Origin of the sequence: Piscinibacterium candidicorallinum, assembly GCF_047549485.1 — a bacterium.
In the GTDB taxonomy this organism is placed as follows: Bacteria; Pseudomonadota; Gammaproteobacteria; order Burkholderiales; family Burkholderiaceae_C; genus Piscinibacterium; species Piscinibacterium candidicorallinum.
The window spans coordinates 2141832-2157305 of the sequence record NZ_CP180191.1 but is presented as its reverse complement, the minus strand read 5'-3'; the positions used below and the strand labels follow the sequence as shown (position 1 = coordinate 2157305).

10 protein-coding genes are annotated in these 15474 nt (G+C 61.5%); 5 read left to right on the top strand and 5 right to left on the bottom strand.

Going from position 1 to position 15474, the window contains the following annotated elements:
* Nucleotides 1–70: 70 nt before the first annotated feature.
* From ACMDW7_RS09715 to ACMDW7_RS09700, 4 genes are all read left to right on the top strand, one after another.
* Nucleotides 71–1132 carry a LacI family DNA-binding transcriptional regulator gene (locus ACMDW7_RS09715; protein ID WP_377301097.1) on the top strand — a complete coding sequence of 354 codons (1062 nt, stop codon included), beginning with the start codon at nucleotides 71–73 and terminating at the stop codon, nucleotides 1130–1132.
* 170 nt (nucleotides 1133–1302) lie between these two features.
* The gene (locus tag ACMDW7_RS09710) at nucleotides 1303–2667 is read left to right on the top strand and encodes a GH1 family beta-glucosidase (protein ID WP_377301098.1); all 1365 of its coding nucleotides are present in this window, start codon (nucleotides 1303–1305) and stop codon (nucleotides 2665–2667) included.
* 39 nt (nucleotides 2668–2706) lie between these two features.
* On the top strand, nucleotides 2707–3669 hold the full coding sequence (locus ACMDW7_RS09705; RefSeq protein ID WP_377301100.1) for a family 16 glycosylhydrolase: 963 nt from the start codon (nucleotides 2707–2709) through the stop codon (nucleotides 3667–3669).
* Nucleotides 3666–4607, top strand: a complete 942-nt coding sequence (locus tag ACMDW7_RS09700; protein ID WP_414859539.1) for a glycosyl hydrolase family 17 protein — start codon at nucleotides 3666–3668, stop codon at nucleotides 4605–4607. Before ACMDW7_RS09705 ends, ACMDW7_RS09700 begins: the two co-directional genes overlap by 4 nt.
* 224 nt (nucleotides 4608–4831) lie before the next feature.
* Here ACMDW7_RS09700 and ACMDW7_RS09695 read toward each other — a convergent pair whose 3' ends face one another.
* Genes ACMDW7_RS09695 through ACMDW7_RS09675 form a run of 5 tightly spaced genes read right to left on the bottom strand, consistent with a single transcriptional unit; the run spans nucleotide 4832 to nucleotide 12711 of the window.
* The gene (locus tag ACMDW7_RS09695; RefSeq protein ID WP_377301104.1) at nucleotides 4832–7186 is read right to left on the bottom strand and encodes an MFS transporter; all 2355 of its coding nucleotides are present in this window, start codon (nucleotides 7184–7186) and stop codon (nucleotides 4832–4834) included.
* A gap of 22 nt (nucleotides 7187–7208) precedes the next feature.
* Nucleotides 7209–8204, bottom strand: coding sequence for a glucokinase (locus ACMDW7_RS09690; protein WP_377301106.1), 996 nt, complete (start codon nucleotides 8202–8204; stop codon nucleotides 7209–7211).
* Nucleotides 8201–9595, bottom strand: coding sequence for a glycoside hydrolase family 30 protein (locus ACMDW7_RS09685; RefSeq protein WP_414859538.1), 1395 nt, complete (start codon nucleotides 9593–9595; stop codon nucleotides 8201–8203). Before ACMDW7_RS09685 ends, ACMDW7_RS09690 begins: the two co-directional genes overlap by 4 nt.
* On the bottom strand, nucleotides 9592–11349 hold the full coding sequence (locus ACMDW7_RS09680) for a glycosyl hydrolase family 17 protein (protein WP_377301110.1): 1758 nt from the start codon (nucleotides 11347–11349) through the stop codon (nucleotides 9592–9594). The genes ACMDW7_RS09685 and ACMDW7_RS09680 overlap by 4 nt, the downstream gene beginning before the upstream one ends.
* Before the next feature lie 15 nt (nucleotides 11350–11364).
* On the bottom strand, nucleotides 11365–12711 hold the full coding sequence (locus tag ACMDW7_RS09675) for a hypothetical protein (RefSeq protein ID WP_377301112.1): 1347 nt from the start codon (nucleotides 12709–12711) through the stop codon (nucleotides 11365–11367).
* Between the two features lie 251 nt (nucleotides 12712–12962).
* On the opposite strand from ACMDW7_RS09675, the gene ACMDW7_RS09670 reads away from it, so the two are divergent.
* Nucleotides 12963–15317 carry a glycosyl hydrolase gene (locus ACMDW7_RS09670; protein ID WP_377301114.1) on the top strand — a complete coding sequence of 785 codons (2355 nt, stop codon included), beginning with the start codon at nucleotides 12963–12965 and terminating at the stop codon, nucleotides 15315–15317.
* Nucleotides 15318–15474: the final 157 nt, after the last annotated feature.

Below are 15474 nucleotides of genomic sequence, written 5' to 3'. Positions count from 1 at the left end.
GTGCCAACGCCCGGGGTGGCTTCGGGGAATGTCGTCCCTTGTAGACTTCGCGCCAAAGGAGTTGGTAACCGTGGCGGCAGAGGCCCCTCCCATTCAGCGGCGCAAAGCGCGTCGCAACGCAGCGGCTGTTTCGGGCAAAGTGACACTTCAGCAGGTTGCGGCGGCGGCCGGCGTTTCTTCGGCCACGGTTTCGCGCATTCTGAACGGGACCGCAATCGTCAGTGATGACAAGCGTGCTGCGGTTTTCGAGGCTATAGAGCAACTCGGCTATGTGCCCAACCCAGTCGCTCGGGGGCTCGCCGGCGGACGTACCTTGAGCATCGGAGTTGTCACGCAGGCCATCGACAGCCCGTTCTATAGCGGCGCCCTGCGCGGTATAGAAGACACGCTCAGTGCCGCCGGCTACAGCCCGCTGTTCGTCAGCGGCCAATGGAACGCGACTCATGAGGCCCGCTGTATCGAGACGCTCAGGTCAAGACGTGTCGATGGGATCATTGTGCTGACGGGCAGACTTTCGAACGCCGCGTTGGCCGCTACTGCGCGTGAATTGCCAGTGGTCGTAACTGGACGCAAGCTCAAGGCGTCTGGGCTGTTTGCCTTGGACTTCGATAACTTCGAGGGCGCGCGCCTGGCGACTCACCATCTGCTGGCGCTGGGACATCGCCGGATTGCCTTCATTTCTGGCGACCTGAAGCATCTGGATGGTAGCGAGCGGCTTCGCGGGTACCGCTCAGCGCTTGCGGCCGCCGGCGTTCGGCTTGAGCCCGTGATGGAGTTGCCTGGGGATTTCACTGAGGCGAGCGGTTTGGCGGCGGTGGAGCGCCTCATAGACAGTCGTGAGCCGTTTACAGCGCTGTTCGCTGCCAATGATCAGATGGCGTTTGGCGCCGCATTGGCGCTCCATCGACGCCGAATGCGTGTTCCGGATGATGTGTCGCTGGTCGGGTTTGATGACCTCGCGGGGTCGGTGTACTCGGTGCCGCCCTTGACCACAGTGCACCATCCTGTCTATGAACTCGGTCAGCTTGCTGCAGAGTCCATGTTGCAGCTGCTTGCGGGCGAGAAGCCTGCGCTGGAGTTGCCACCGCCACGCTTGGTCGTGCGTGAGACCACGCGACAGTTGCGCACATAGGCGCATCAATGACTTTGGACGGCGCGCGCATTCGAATTGCCAGAGGTTGACAGCCCTTCCGCGTGGCGCGAAACTCCGGCTGAATGAAAGCGCTTTCATTTGCCGTGCGAGGCGTGTCCCGCGCAGGCAGTGATCGCACCCGGCCAGCAGGGTCATAAACCGCGCGCGCAATGAATCCGACCTTCCCATCGTTCTCATCTAACCCAGGCTTCGTCTGGGGCGTGGCTACCAGCGCCTTCCAGATCGAGGGTGCAGCCCAAGAAGACGGCAAAGGCGAATCCATCTGGGATCGATTTTGCCGTCAGCCCGGGGTGATTGCTGATGGCAGCAACGGGGACATCGCGTGTGATCACTACCACAGGCTCGAGTCGGATCTCGATCTGATCGCCGGCCTCGGTGTGGACGCATATCGGTTTTCGATCAGCTGGCCCCGGATTCAGCCTGACGGGCAGGGTGCATTCAATGAACAAGGCATCGCGTTCTACGAGCGGATTGTCGATGGTCTCCGCGCGCGAGGGATCAAGCCTTACCTGACACTGAATCACTGGGATCTGCCCCAGGCCTTGCAGGATCTGGGTGGGTGGGCAAACCGAGAAACGGTCCATCGCTTCGTTAGCTACGCGAGATATGTCGCAGCGCGCCTGGCCGGCCGCGTCGAGTCCATCGCAACGCACAATGAACCCTGGGTGATGGCGGTGCTCGGTCACGAGAGCGGGATCTTCGCGCCAGGTGTGCGGAGTCGAGCGACGGCCATGCAGGTCGCGCATCATCTGTTGCTCAGTCACGGCCTGGCTCTGCGGGCTCTCCGCGCCGACGGTTGCGGCGCACGGTTGGGCATCGTCCTCAATCTCTCTCCGATCGGCCCGGCTACCGACAGTCCTGAGGATGTGGCCGCCGCACGCCTCGAGGACGGCCGCAGTGTGCGCTGGTACATGGATCCCCTGTTCCTAGGCACGTATCCGGCTGACGTTTGGCAGCATCTCGGAGGGGATGTGCCCGTCGTGCATGACGGTGACATGCAGGCCATCTCGGCGCCGATGGATTTCCTGGGCATCAACTACTACACCCGCGGCGTGGTGAGTGCCAGCGGTGCGTGGAGCGCGCAGCACAGTGGTAAGCCGCTGACCGACATGGGATGGGAGATCGTTCCGGAGTGCCTGACGGAGTTGCTGCTTCGCTTGCACCGCGATTGGAAGCTACCCGCGCTCTATGTGATGGAAAACGGCGCCGCATTCGCGGACGAAGCAATCTCCACGGCTGAAGGCTTACGCGTTAGGGATTCCGATCGAGTGGACTACATCGCCCGGCACATCGCCGCGGTTGGCAGTGCAGCCGCGCAAGGTGTCCCCATGGCGGGCTACATGGTCTGGAGCCTGATGGACAACTTCGAATGGGCCAGCGGGTATGCGAAGCGCTTCGGGATCGTCCACGTCGACTACGCCACGCTGGCACGAACACCCAAGGACAGCTACCTCTGGTACCGCGACTTTTTGCAGGTGCAGCGCAACGTACGAGCCGATCCGCTGGCTGCTTGACGCTGCGAACGGCATGAATCTCGAACCGATGTCTCCGGCATGACAATGAACGCAGCACAACGCACTGGCTGGATTCTGGTCTGGAACGACGAATTTGACGGGGTCTCGGTCGACCGCTCCAAGTGGGACTTTGACTTGGGCAATGGCTTCTATGACTACCGGGTCCATCAATGGGTGCCTGGGTGGGGCAACGAAGAGCTGCAGTACTACACCGGCGACCCCGAGAACGTGCAGGTGCGCGACAGCTGCCTGCATATCCGTGCGGTCAAGGCGCCCCTGCATGGTTGTGGCTACACGTCGGCGCGCCTGAAGACGAAGGCGCGTGACGGTCGCACCCTTTTTTCCAAGCTGTACGGGCGCATCGAGGCGCGTGCGCGCGTGCCATCGGGAAAGGGCCTTTGGCCCGCCATCTGGATGCTGCCCGTCGATGACCGATATGGTGGCTGGGCTGCCAGCGGCGAAATCGATCTGATGGAGATCGTCGGCGAGCAGCCGCACGAGGTGCTTAACAGCCTGCACTTTGGCTCGTCGTATCCGTGCCGTTCACTGATCACCACCACGCACCGGCTTCCTGGCGGAAGCACGGTGGCCGATTGGCATACGTACGCAGTCGAGTGGGAGCCGGGTGAAGTGCGCTTCTATGTCGACGAAGTGCAGACATGCACGTATCGCCATTGGTGGAGTTGCAGTCGCCTCGATGGCACGCGGGGTGTGGAAGCGACTTCGGATGCGGATCTCAATCCTTGGCCAGCGCCGTTCGATCAGCCGTTCTATCTACTCATGAACGTCGCGGTCGGCGGCAACTTTCCCGGGCATCCCAACGAGCACACTCAGTTTCCAGCGGAACTCATCGTGGACTGGGTACGCGTGTACGACAAGGTAGGGGGCTATGGCGAACCCGGCCTGCGAGGTGCTGGCGTAATGCCCTGGGAGCCCGGCCACCAGTCCGAGAGACGCGTACAGGCTGAATATGAACACGTCGCAACGAGCGAGCGCACATGAGCAAACCTTCATTCGCCCTCGCGGCGCACCTGCCCCCGGCTGAAGCTGCCTCCGTCGCGCCGGTCTTTGATTCCGGCGCTATGGAGTCGTTGTCTGGTGGCACGGGAAGCGTGGTGACCCTCGCCGAGGCGTTCCGCTCCGTACTGGCACAGGGCGTTCACGGTCTGTGCTTCAGCCCATATCTCGAAGGCCAGGCGCCCGGAGCACAGGTGAGTGAAGCGCAGATTCGACAAAGGCTTGAAGTGTGCCGCCCACACGCGCGCTGGATTCGCAGCTTCTCTTGTACTGATGGTCACGAACAGACCCCGAGAATCGCTCACGAATTGGGTCTGAAGACGCTAGTGGGCGCGTGGCTCGGGGCAGACGCGGAGATCAACGTACGCGAAATCGACAACGTGATTGCCTTGGCCCGGGCCGGTTGCGCGGACCTCGTTGCCGTCGGCAACGAGGTGTTGCTTCGAGGAGACCTCACCGAAGACGAACTCATCGATTGCATCGCACGGGTCAAGGCGGCACTGCCGGGCATCCCCGTGGGGTACGTGGACGCCTACTTCATCTTCGAGAACTATCCGCGAGTCACTGCAGCGTGCGACGTTGTAATGGCCAACTGCTACCCGTTTTGGGAGGGGTGTCCGCGCGAGCAGGCGTTGCCGTACATGCGGCAGATGCTCGAAAAGACGCGCGCGGTATCAGCTGGCAAACGCGTCATCATCAGCGAGACAGGTTGGCCGCATCAAGGCAGCCCCTTCCACGGTGCTCTACCCGGCCCGACTGCCGCTGTTCAATACTTTGTCGAGACCGCTGTGTGGGCGGAGCGCGAGGGCATCGAGTGGTTCCACTTTGCTGCCTTCGATGAGGCGTGGAAGGTCGGTGCCGAAGGTGATGTTGGTGCTTTCTGGGGGCTCTGGGACAAAGACGCGAAGCTCAAGTACTTGTGAGTCGCGACGAAGCTTTCCGATTGATTGACCGCCCGAGACTGGCGGAGTTACAGCCTGACTAAGCCGGATCGCAAGCGGGTCAAGCTGACCCTCGCCATCGTCCAAGACGATGACCTCTTGTAATTTTCGGACTGCCCGCTGCGCGGGCTTCGTGTGATTAGGTTTGGGTGCTCGACCGCGCGCTTGATAGATGCCGACGCTCCCCTTGGAGAGAAGCCTGTCGCTCAGACGAGATACTTCGGTTGTTCGTCCTTGTCCCACAAGCCCCATTGAGTGCCGACCTCGCCTTCGAAATGCATCTTCCAGGGTTCGTCGAAGGAAGTGAAGTGGAATAGCTTCACCCCTTCACGTCTTGCCCAAGTTTGCACGTCGACGAAGTAGCGCATGGCGTTTTCTGCTGAGGGTACCGCTGACCCGATGGCCTGCCCCCCGCCGGGCCATCCGGTCTCGGCGATGACAACCTGCTTTTCGCGCGACGCCGCCAGCACAAGTGCGTGCATTCGGCGCAAATAGTGGGACGCGCCGGCGATGTCCGTGCCCTCCCAGAACGGGTAGCAGTTGGGCAGGATTATGTCGCAAGCATCGACCAGTGCCGGGTGTTCGAGGAACACGTAGTACGCATCAACACATCCTACGCGTATTCCATCCGGTACTGCAGCCTTCACACGGGAGATCAGCGCGAGCAGTTCGCTCTCCTGCAATTCGCCACGCAGCAGAACTTCGTTGCCGACGACAGCGATACTGACGAGGCCGGCCTTCGCAAGCGTGATGAGCCCGTGGATCTCGCGCTCGTTACGCTCCCTGTCGGTACTGATCCACGCTCCTACCATCGTCTTGAGCCCGTGCTCACGCGCAGCGGCCGGAATCAGCTCGTGCCCTTCGGTGCAGGCGAATGATCGCAGCCAGCGCGTATGCGGAGCAATGAGGGCGACACGTCGTCTGATCTGCGATGGGGCAAGAACATCACCAGCCTGTTGATCAGGCGCGTACGCGCTGTAGCAGAGACCGTACAAGCGTTCATTACGGTGCTGGCGATAGAGCGCTTGCACCTCTGCTGCACTCAGGCTGCTCAGCGCGGATCGAGTGTTCGCCTGAAGTTCCGAGTCGTGATCGCGAAGCCACGTCCGAGTGCCGGAGGACGCTTGCACTGACGCTCGTGTCTTTCTTCGCTCGAGCTCGATTTGAACTTCTCTCGCACGCTGTTCGTCAAGGTCGTAGCTGCGCATGATCCACATCGCGAGCAGCGTGCCGAGTATGGGCACGCCGGAATAGAACAAGCGCAGGCCGTCGACAGCGCCTTCGGGCTGTGTTGCCGCACCGGGTGTGAACGCCACAAGCGACATGATTGCGCCGCTGAGCAAGCCGGCGATAGCGAAGCCGAACTTGACCATCCACCAATAGATGGCACCAAAGATGCCCTCACGACGCTTGCCCGTGGCGAGTTCATCGATATCGCATACGTCGGCGGTCATACTCATCATGAGTGTAAAGAGGCCGCCGATGCCGAAGCTGAAGAAGGGAAGGGCGAGCATGAACATCCACGGCTTGCCGGGCACCATCAGGAACCAGAGCAGGATGTAGCCGATGATCGAGATCCCCTGGGACAGCATGAACGCGTTCTTCTTGCCTATCCGTCGAGACATCCATGCCACCGCCGGGATGACTGCGAAGGTTGTGATCAGTGCGCCCACGCTGCCGAACAGCGTCGGCCAGATTCCCGCGTCAGCGGTCTTGCCGCCGAACAAGTGGTAGACCACGATGAAGAACGAGAACGCTGCAACGGTATTGAAGGCGTTGAAGACTAGGAATGTCGCGAAGCACAGCTTGCGGAAAGGTGCTGAGCCGAACGCATCCTTGAAGCTGTTCACGATCTCACGGATACCGTTGCCGATATTGGCCCAGGTCAGTGGGATCAGATGCTTGTCATTTACGCTGGATCGGTACGGAAGAAAGAGCGCCGGCACCATCGCGAGCAGCATGCAGATCACGCCCACCCAGACGGCCAGATGCCGGGTCGCTGAGTCTGCATTAGAGAACCAGTCCGGGTCGTACATCACCACCCAGAACCACGGTGCGATGACCCAGGCCCACTGACCGATCCACTGAGCAACTGCCATGATGCTGGTGCGCTCATGAAAGTCGTCACTCATCTCGTAGCCGATTGCGACATACGGGATGCTGAAGAGCGTGAGTCCGGTGTAGAAAATGAATGACCAGCACAGGAAGTACACGAAGTTGTAGGCGACACCATCTTCGCGATGCAGTTGCCACATTGCGACGAATGAAATGCCCATCACGATGGCGCCGATGAAAACGTAGTGGTGGCGTCTGCCCCAGCGGGAGCGCGTGTTGTCGGAGATGAACCCCATGATCGGATCGGTCAGGGAGTCAAACACCCGCGGCAGAAAGAACAGGATTCCCCACATCCAGCCAGGGAACCCTAGGTCTTGCACCAAAACGACCATGAAGATGCCGAGCGCCGCCGGAAACATCTGGTTGGCCAGCATGCCGAGGCCAAAGGCGACCTTGTGGCGAAACGGCACTTTGTGTGTCACGACATTCGCTCCAGCTGCAGTCATGAGCGCCTCTCTTGTTTCCGGGTCAGCGGGCCAGGCCGGCGAGCTGGAGTTCGGAGTCGAGCGCCTCGGCTGCGCCCAGAAAGGCGGGGGACTCCGGGGTGTCGATCACGTAGACAGGTATCGGCTTAAGGTAGGCGGCGAAGCGACCTTTCGCCTCAAAGCTGGCGCGAAACGGCGAGCTCGCGAACCAGCGGCCTAGTCGAGGCACGATGCCGCCCCCGATGTACACACCGCCACGCGCCCCTAGAGTGAGTGCGAGATTGCCGGCTGCGATACCTAGGAATGAGCAGAACAAGTTGAGCGCCTCGACGCAACGTTCGTTGCGGTTGTGTATTGCGGCATCGGCGACCTCTGCTGCCGGCAGTTGCGAACCCGGCGTATTGTCGAGATGCTGGAGAGCTGAGTAGATGTCCACCAGGCCTTGGCCGCAGACCGCGCGTTCGGCGGATACATGGCCATGCCATTGACGAAGCAGCGTCAGGACTGCAGCCTCGCGTGATGTCGTCGGACCGAGTGTCCCGTGCCCGCCCTCGCCCTGGATCGGGAGCCAGCCGCCACGGCCGTCCGGTAGCAGTCCGGACACTCCAAGCCCCGTACCGGGGCCAATCAGGCCAATTGCCGCAGACGGTTCGGGAGCTTCGCCACCCAGCTGCCAACGGTCCGCGCTGCCCAGCTTCGGCAGCGCCAGTGCAAGTGCAGTGAAGTCGTTGACGACCAGGAGGCGGTCCAGTCCCAGCTGTGTCTTGAGTGCCCGAATCGAAAAGGCCCAGTGATGATTTGTCATCGCGATGCGATCGCCAGTCACTGGATTGGCAATGGCGATGGCGCAGTCTCTCGGCATCGTACGGCTCGTCTGCCGAAGGTAACGCAGCACCGCATCCTCCAGGGTGACATGCTCGGCGCAGGGCAGCGTGAGAACAGACTCGATGTCCTTCCCCGGCCCGGCCTGCCATGCGAACCGCGCGTTAGTGCCGCCAACATCAGCAAGCAGCCGCGCCGTCGAAGGGGCTTGGTTCATGGTTCGTTTCCGCGAAAGTAGGTCCCGATGGCGTGTGCGGGTAGTTCAGCGGCGTAGGTTGCTCCGTCCATCGTGAGCGAGAAGCTCATGTCGTGATCACTACGATTCAAGGCGATCACGACCAGATTGCCGTTCGGATTGAGGAAGGCGGTGCACTCCAGTGCTTCGCGTGTTGCAGCGACCAGAACACGCTCTGCATCCGGCTGCACGTAGCGAGAGAAGTGCCCAAGCGCCGCAAAGGAGCTCTGCGCATGTAACCCGTCTTCTGCGGGCACCGCGAGGTAGGGGGCACTGCAGAAGTTCCCGACATGATTGGGCCCCCCCTGCTCATCGAGCAGCAGATTCCAGTCGATCCATCCCACGGTCCAGCGATTCAGATCATTGATGATCGAACGCGCGTAACGCTCGGCCAGCTCCCAGCGACCCCAGTGAGGCCCGCCTTCCTGGCAGCCCTCGGTGAAAAGCAGCTGCTTGTCAGGCCACGCATCGTGAACAAGCTGTACGTGGTCGAAATGATTCTCCATGTACCAGTGGAAGCCGGTACCCCAGACATACCTGGACGCACCAGCATCGCCGTACACGACGCTGGCACGCTCGACCATGGCGTCCCGGTTGTGATCCCAGATGACAATGCAGATGTGCGCGAGTCCCGCTTCGTGTAGCGCGGGTCCGAGGTGGTCGCGCACGAAGTCGCGCTCTTCCTCTGCGGTGTATAGGCAGGAATCCCAGCGTTGATTGGCCTCCGGCTCGTTTTGCACCGAAACGCCCCAGATCGGCACGCCTGCAGCTTCGTACTCGCGGATGAAGCGTACGAAGCACTGTGCCCAAGCGGCTCGGCACTCTGGTCGAAGCCGACCACCATGGTTCATCTGGCCTGTCGTCTTCATCCAGGCCGGTGGACTCCATGGGGACATCAGGAGTCGAATCGGGCGTCCCGCCACGCGTTGCGCTGCCAGAATCATCGGCAGCAACGCCCGGCGATCGCGTTCGATGCTGAAGCTCTCTAGAGCAAAGTCACCCTCCCGCTCGGCGTGCGCATAGTTGCCCAGAGCGAAGTCGCAGCTGTTCATGTGTACACGGCACATCGTGTATCCATGGCCCCTGTCAGCATCAAAGTATTCGCGCAGGAGATGTTCCTGCTGGGCGGCCGATAGCTTGAGCCATGTGCTTGCTGCTGCCTCGGTGAAGGCGCCGCCAAAGCCGAGCACCTTCTGGAAGCGCCTTGTGCTGTCGACCCACATGCGTGCAGGGGCACTCGCATGAGCCTGCGGATCGACACTAGGCATCAACGCAGGCTGCGGTGACAGCCGTGCAATCTGCCCGTGCCGCTCATCTCTTGCGCTCAGCACCCAGTGCAGCGGCGCCGGCGCGCAGGAGATCGAGCTGCTCATCGGGACCAGTGCAGGTTATCGATCCGCACCACCGGCAAGCCCGTCAAGTTGAGGGGCTTGTCAGTGAAGCTGAAGCGGTCGGCGACGATGAACCGGAAGTTCACGTAGCGGAGATCGAGCTTCGGATTCGCTGCAAGGAAAGCCGATACCGGAATGGACACGCTGCACCAGTTGTTGCTGTTGCAGTAGCCGTACTGTCCCGGGGCAACTTGCAGGAAGGCCTCATGGATATCGCGGTCTTCACTGTCAGTGCTGATCCCGATTTCGATCTTGCCGGGGTATCCGTCGCTGCGCACCTGGAAGTTCAGGCGGCCGCCTGAGAAGTTGCTCAGATTCGCCAGCACGCCGCGGTCCGAGTAGTGGAATAGTCCCCAACCAAAGTCGGCTGGGTTCGGGGAGATCTCGAGATGAACCCCACCGTCCGCCGAGGCAGGCCCTGCCGAACTATCGCGATAGCCGGTGGCGACAAACGGATCCCAGCGCAGCCCTGTCGCGCGATCTTCTCCGGGGGTCGGGGTGTCCGCGTACAGGGTGTACCGGTTCGAAGTGACAGGTGACTGCAGTGTCGGAGGAACCCACTTCACGGCGTCTGCCGCGGTGTAGGTGCCGGGTTCGCAGGTCCAGGTGACGCCGCATGTGCCGAGCGATTGGATCGTGTAGCGAGCCTGCCGCTGGGCGTTGAACAGACCCCACCCGTCGTCACCCTGCTTCCAAGGTTCATCGAAAGCCTGGAAGAAGAAGATTGCCTTGGGCCCCTGTGCATCGCGACGACCTTGCTGTGCCCAGACCTGTAGCGCGTCGAAGTACATCTTTTGGTTCACCGGGTGCGCACGGAATGCCAGGTTCGGTCCACCATTGGTGTCGACGGCGGCCCAGCCCGTTTCGCCGATGACCATTGGAATACTGCTCAGGCCCAGCTTTGCCAGGCCGGCACGTGCGTCGTTGAACTGCTTCTTCGCCTCGACGATCGTCGCATCGATCATGGCCTGCGCGCGCTGTGGCTCCGGTACAGTTTTTTGGCGCCAGTCATACTTGCTGGGGTCGTAGAACGTGTCGAGGAATGGGTATACGTGGACCGCGGCGAAGTCGACGGTTTCAGCGACCTCGCGCGGAACACGAGACCACATGAGCCAGTTGTCGTTCGTGGTTACCGGCTGGCGAACAGCACTGCGAACCTTGCGCAGGTAGGCGGCGACCACCGCCGGTTCCATGCGGGTCGGAGACCACTCCACCAGCTTTTCATTGCCGACGCTGACGGTAAGGACGATATCTCGGTAGGAATTGGCCAGGCGAATGCACGTGTCGAGTTCGGCCTGGTTCTCGGCTTCGGCAGCTGCCGTGCGCGCTGCGTTCAGGAACGCGCCGAGCTGGACCTTGAGGTCGAGATTGTTGTCGCGGATCACCTGGAGGACGGTTTCAGCGAAGGCACGGCTGCTGAACAGGCGGATGGTGCCGATGCCGGTGGCTTGGATCAGACGGAGATCCTGGAGCACGTTTGCCGGCGTGATGATCTCGCCGGCGAGATCCGCGGGGCTGCGCGATGTGCGGTACGGCGAGTAGTTGATGGCCGCCCGGGTGATCAGTGCTTCGGGGAGTTCGCGTCGTTCGGCACTTTGCGAGACGGCGAGAGGCGTGTAGCCACCGCTGCCGCCTCCGCCGCAGCCAGATGCAAGTGCCAGCAGCGACACGCCGAGGCTGACAGCAAGAGTGCGGGGCATGGCGCGCGTCAGCGCTGGAAGCCAGTTGGAGTTCATTGTGAGCCTCTCGATTCAGAACCGGTAATTGACTTCTGCCGCAAGCCAGTTGCCCCGCTGGGCAATGCGGGAGTCGATATTCGAAAACGCGTTGTGGGCCGGCATGCTCAGAGGTGCCAAACCCTTGCGGCCGTACCAGACGCCGTTGACCGACGCCGAGACGCTCAGTCCGTCTCCGATCGTGTACCGACCTCCGAGGGTTGCGAACAGTGCCGTGTTGCTCTGGCCACGCTCACTGGGATTGGCCGTGCTGGCCTTACCTAGGTAGGTCAGGCCGCTATATGCGACAACCTTCGGGTTCACGTACTTCCGAAGCCCTAGCATCATGTCGGTGGAACGCGCCGAGTAGCCCGGGTTGGGGACGCCGTTGGCGTCAAACCCGTTCCAGTTCACGTTGAACGGGTTGTTCCACTGCGCTTGCGCGCCTTGAGTCAACTGCACCGCATACGCACCGCTCCACCGGTTGAAGCGCAGACCGCCGGATACTTCGTAGGCAGTGCCGATCTGGTACTTGCCCAGTACAAGAAAGCTGCTCTGCCTGTTGCCGCCGAGTTGCTTGTCGTCCCGCTGAGGGAACGGCGTCAGGCCTGTGAAGCCCGCCTTGGCGAACGAGCCCGCAGGCCCGTTCTTGCCGGACTGAGCCACGGCCTCCACGACTAGTGGGCCGCGACCCCACAGGGCCCACAGCTCGTAGAGTGCAGGCTTGTTTCGCTTGAAGTCGGTATCGCCCTGGTCGTATGTCGCTTCAAGCACCAGGTTCCCGTCGGCGACAAACAGTTCGCGCGATGTGTATCTGACCGCCTTTGTCAAAATGCCATAGGCGGCGCCCGAATCGCTGAAGGCTGTCTGGCCGATGTCGGATGCGTAGGGAAAGTCGGAGCGGTTCCATGCGCGTGAAGGGAAGTTGCCGATCGTCAGCGAGCCGTAGTACTCGTGCTTGAGCGTCGCGCTGCGCTCATAGACCACCCCTGGCAAGTCCGCTCTTCCGTCGCGATAGCGCTGCGAGTAGGTGGCGGACGCCTTGAATCCCTGTGGTAGGTCGAGCTTTGCGCCGATAACCGGTTGAATCTGCCAGCTGTCCGACGTCAGAGCGCCGAACTCTCTGCCGAAAACAATGTCGTCTGCCCAGATGAATTGCCTTGACGCATCCGGCTCGCGCTGACAGTTGTCGCAGCCGTTGCTTGCGCGACTCACCGTCGCCTTGGCGAATCCTGTGAGGCTGAAATTTCCCCACTCGAAAGCATGCGCACTCGTTGCGGTACCGAGTCCCGCAACGCAAAGCGCAAGAGTCAAGAGAGAGCGGCGAGGTGGGGTGGCAGCGCGGGTGTCGGAGCCCGTGGAGCGATGTGTTTTCTGCTGCATGGATTCGGCAGCCTCCGGCTGAGTGAGGTTGTTGTGAAGGCGCAGGGGCTTGCGGAGAAAGCGCTTTCAAGAAATACAATAAGGGCCGTCACGGGGTGGCGTCAACGCTGCCAAGTCTGCGTGTTTACCCTCGCGCCTCACGCAGGAGCGCCGGCGGGCCTTTGATCGTCGATTCCAGACCGAGCGACCTCATCGTGCAACCGACCTGACCGAGAGCGAGCTTGCACGCGCCGCACCCGGGAAGGGGAGTGATGACCGATTTCAACGTCCTCGGCAACGCTGGTTTAGAGCGCATGTCGATTGCATTCACGTTTTCGAAGTCTTCGCGCATGGCTGCGCGGGTCTGGCTCTTGATGGCAGCCATGGCGCTGCTTTCGGCGCCAGTGTTCGCCCAGAGCGTGAAGCTCGGGGATGGTGCCTACTTCTTGGCGCCAAAGGGGAGTGACAAGGCGGTGCCGCGCGCGCCGTTCCGCACCGAGAGCATGCTCAAACGCGCGGCGCCGACCAACCAGTGGTATTCAACACTGGCATTCAGCGCCAAGCCCGAAGCCATCTTTGTTCAGCCGATCACTGTGAAGGCCGTCCCCGGCGGGCTTGAGTTTGCATTGCCCACCAAAGAGGCAGTGACCAGCATTCGTCAGGACGTAGAAATCCGCTACCCGCATCGTGATCCGCTCCTGATCAGCCCGATCGCCTTTGAGCCCGGTCGAGCCCTGTTGGCCAATGCAGATGACTGGTCGATCGATATCTCGATGGCGCGCGGGTCGGACACCATGCTCACGACCGTCGCGCGCGGGCACCCCTTCGCGTCGATGCGAGTCAGCCGCGGTGACTTGCGCATCCGACTTCCTGCTGGTGGCGAGCGGCTGCATTCAGGTGCAGACCCTCGAGTACTTGCTGTGCGGGTTGGAAGCAAGGTCTACGCGATGTTTGGACCAACCGGTGTTGCGTGGGACCCGGTGTCGCCGACCGAGTGGATCGCCCGGCTTCCGGCAGGCAAGGGCTATCTGTCTGTGGCGGGTCTGCCCGACGACAAATCAGAGACGCTCGCGCTGTTCACGCGCCATGCCTATGCGTTCATCACTCGAACCCGAGTGGACTGGCGCTATGACGAGGCAGCGAGCCGCGTGGAGACCACCTTTTCTGCGACCACGCAGGTCATGGAGGGTCCGGATAACGGACCACTCCTCGGCCTGTATCCGCATCAATGGTTCCGCAATACGTCCGTCGAGAGCAGGCTCGGACCAACATTCGCGACCGTGCGCGGCCCGCTGCGCCTGCTGGCGGCGTCCCAGTTCACGGTGAGCAAGCGTTACAACGGATTTGTGCCCTACTGGCCACCCATCAAGGAGGCCGCGCGTCTTGCGCAACTGCAGGATGTCATGGATAAGGACTTCTCTACCGCTGGGCGGGAACTGCAGCGCGAAGGGCGCAGCGCCTATTGGGCTGGCAAGGGGTTGCTGCGAACCATAAAGCTCGCCGAGCGCTTTGAGCAGCAAGGTGACTTGCTGCGGCGCGATCGCTTGATCGAGATGACGAAGAAGCGTATGGAAGAGTGGCTGGGCGGCGAAAGTAGCCGAGGCTACGTACAACGCGATGAGGCGATGGGCCTCGTCTCGATCTATCCCGACGAGTTCTTCGCGGTTGCCGAGATCAACGACCATCACTTCTGGTACGGCTACTGGATACGTGCTGCCGCCGAGATCGCACTGCGAGATCCTTCGTGGATTTCCCGCGACCGATGGGGTGGCATGATCGAGCTTCTGATCGCGGATATCGCCACCAGCGAGCGTGGACGGGCAGACTTTCCGTTTCTGCGGAACTGGGATGCCTACGAGGCACACACCTGGGCGAACGGCATCGGCGTCGGCGAGTTCGGCAACAACAACGAATCCTCGTCGGAGTCCATCAATGCGTGGGTCGGCTTGATCCTGTGGGGTGAGATCACCGGCAACAAGTCACTGCGCGACCTCGGAATCTATCTCTACACGAGCGAGATCGAGGCCATTAATCACTACTGGTTCGATATTCACCGCATCGTGTTCGCGCCGGAGTACCGGAATGCTGAAGTCAGTCTCCTGTTCGGCGGCATGTATCAGCACAACACATGGTGGACTGACGATCCGCGGCAGATCAAGGGCATCAATCTCCTGCCCGTCACGACCGCACACACCTACCTGGGGCGCGACCCGGCGTTTGTGAAGCGCAATCTGGCGACGCTCCCCGCCGAGACCGCGCTATGGAATCGCATCGCTACCAAACCCAATCCGCCACCGCCCAAGGACATCTGGCAAGACATCTTTGCCAAGTACCTGGCGCTCTCCGACCCCGATGAGGCGCTCAAGCGCTGGGATCGTTGGGGCGCCGTAGAGCTTGGCTCGTCGCGAAGCTACAGCCTGAGTTTTATGCTGGGGCTGCAAGAGATGGGGGTGCCTGACTTCAACATCACAGCAGATACGCCATTCCACGCGGTGTTCCAGCGGCCGGATGGTCGTCGAACCTACCTTGCGTTCAATGCGCGCAAGGTGCCCCTGGAGGTCCGCTTCAGTGATGGCCAGCGCCTCACAGTGGCCCCCGGCCAACTCGCGCGGTTTACGGGTTCCTGAACGGGCGCCCACGAGGTCCCTAGAGCCTTCGGGAAACCGAGAAGAAAGAAACCCTTGCCAACATCGCGCCCTCGTCCGCATACTTGTGAAAGCGCTTTCTTGGCGATCGCTCATCCATGCCCCGGAGTCGCCTGATTCCTATAACCAAGGACAGACT

Coding starts and splice junctions, on each gene's coding strand:
- ACMDW7_RS09710 (WP_377301098.1), top strand. CDS start 1,303: ATGAATCCGACCTTCCCATCGTTCTCATCTAACCCAGGCTTCGTCTGG.
- ACMDW7_RS09705 (WP_377301100.1), top strand. CDS start 2,707: ATGACAATGAACGCAGCACAACGCACTGGCTGGATTCTGGTCTGGAAC.
- ACMDW7_RS09700 (WP_414859539.1), top strand. CDS start 3,666: ATGAGCAAACCTTCATTCGCCCTCGCGGCGCACCTGCCCCCGGCTGAA.
- ACMDW7_RS09695 (WP_377301104.1), bottom strand. CDS start 7,186: ATGACTGCAGCTGGAGCGAATGTCGTGACACACAAAGTGCCGTTTCGC.
- ACMDW7_RS09690 (WP_377301106.1), bottom strand. CDS start 8,204: ATGAACCAAGCCCCTTCGACGGCGCGGCTGCTTGCTGATGTTGGCGGC.
- ACMDW7_RS09685 (WP_414859538.1), bottom strand. CDS start 9,595: ATGAGCAGCTCGATCTCCTGCGCGCCGGCGCCGCTGCACTGGGTGCTG.
- ACMDW7_RS09680 (WP_377301110.1), bottom strand. CDS start 11,349: ATGAACTCCAACTGGCTTCCAGCGCTGACGCGCGCCATGCCCCGCACT.
- ACMDW7_RS09675 (WP_377301112.1), bottom strand. CDS start 12,711: ATGCAGCAGAAAACACATCGCTCCACGGGCTCCGACACCCGCGCTGCC.
- ACMDW7_RS09670 (WP_377301114.1), top strand. CDS start 12,963: ATGACCGATTTCAACGTCCTCGGCAACGCTGGTTTAGAGCGCATGTCG.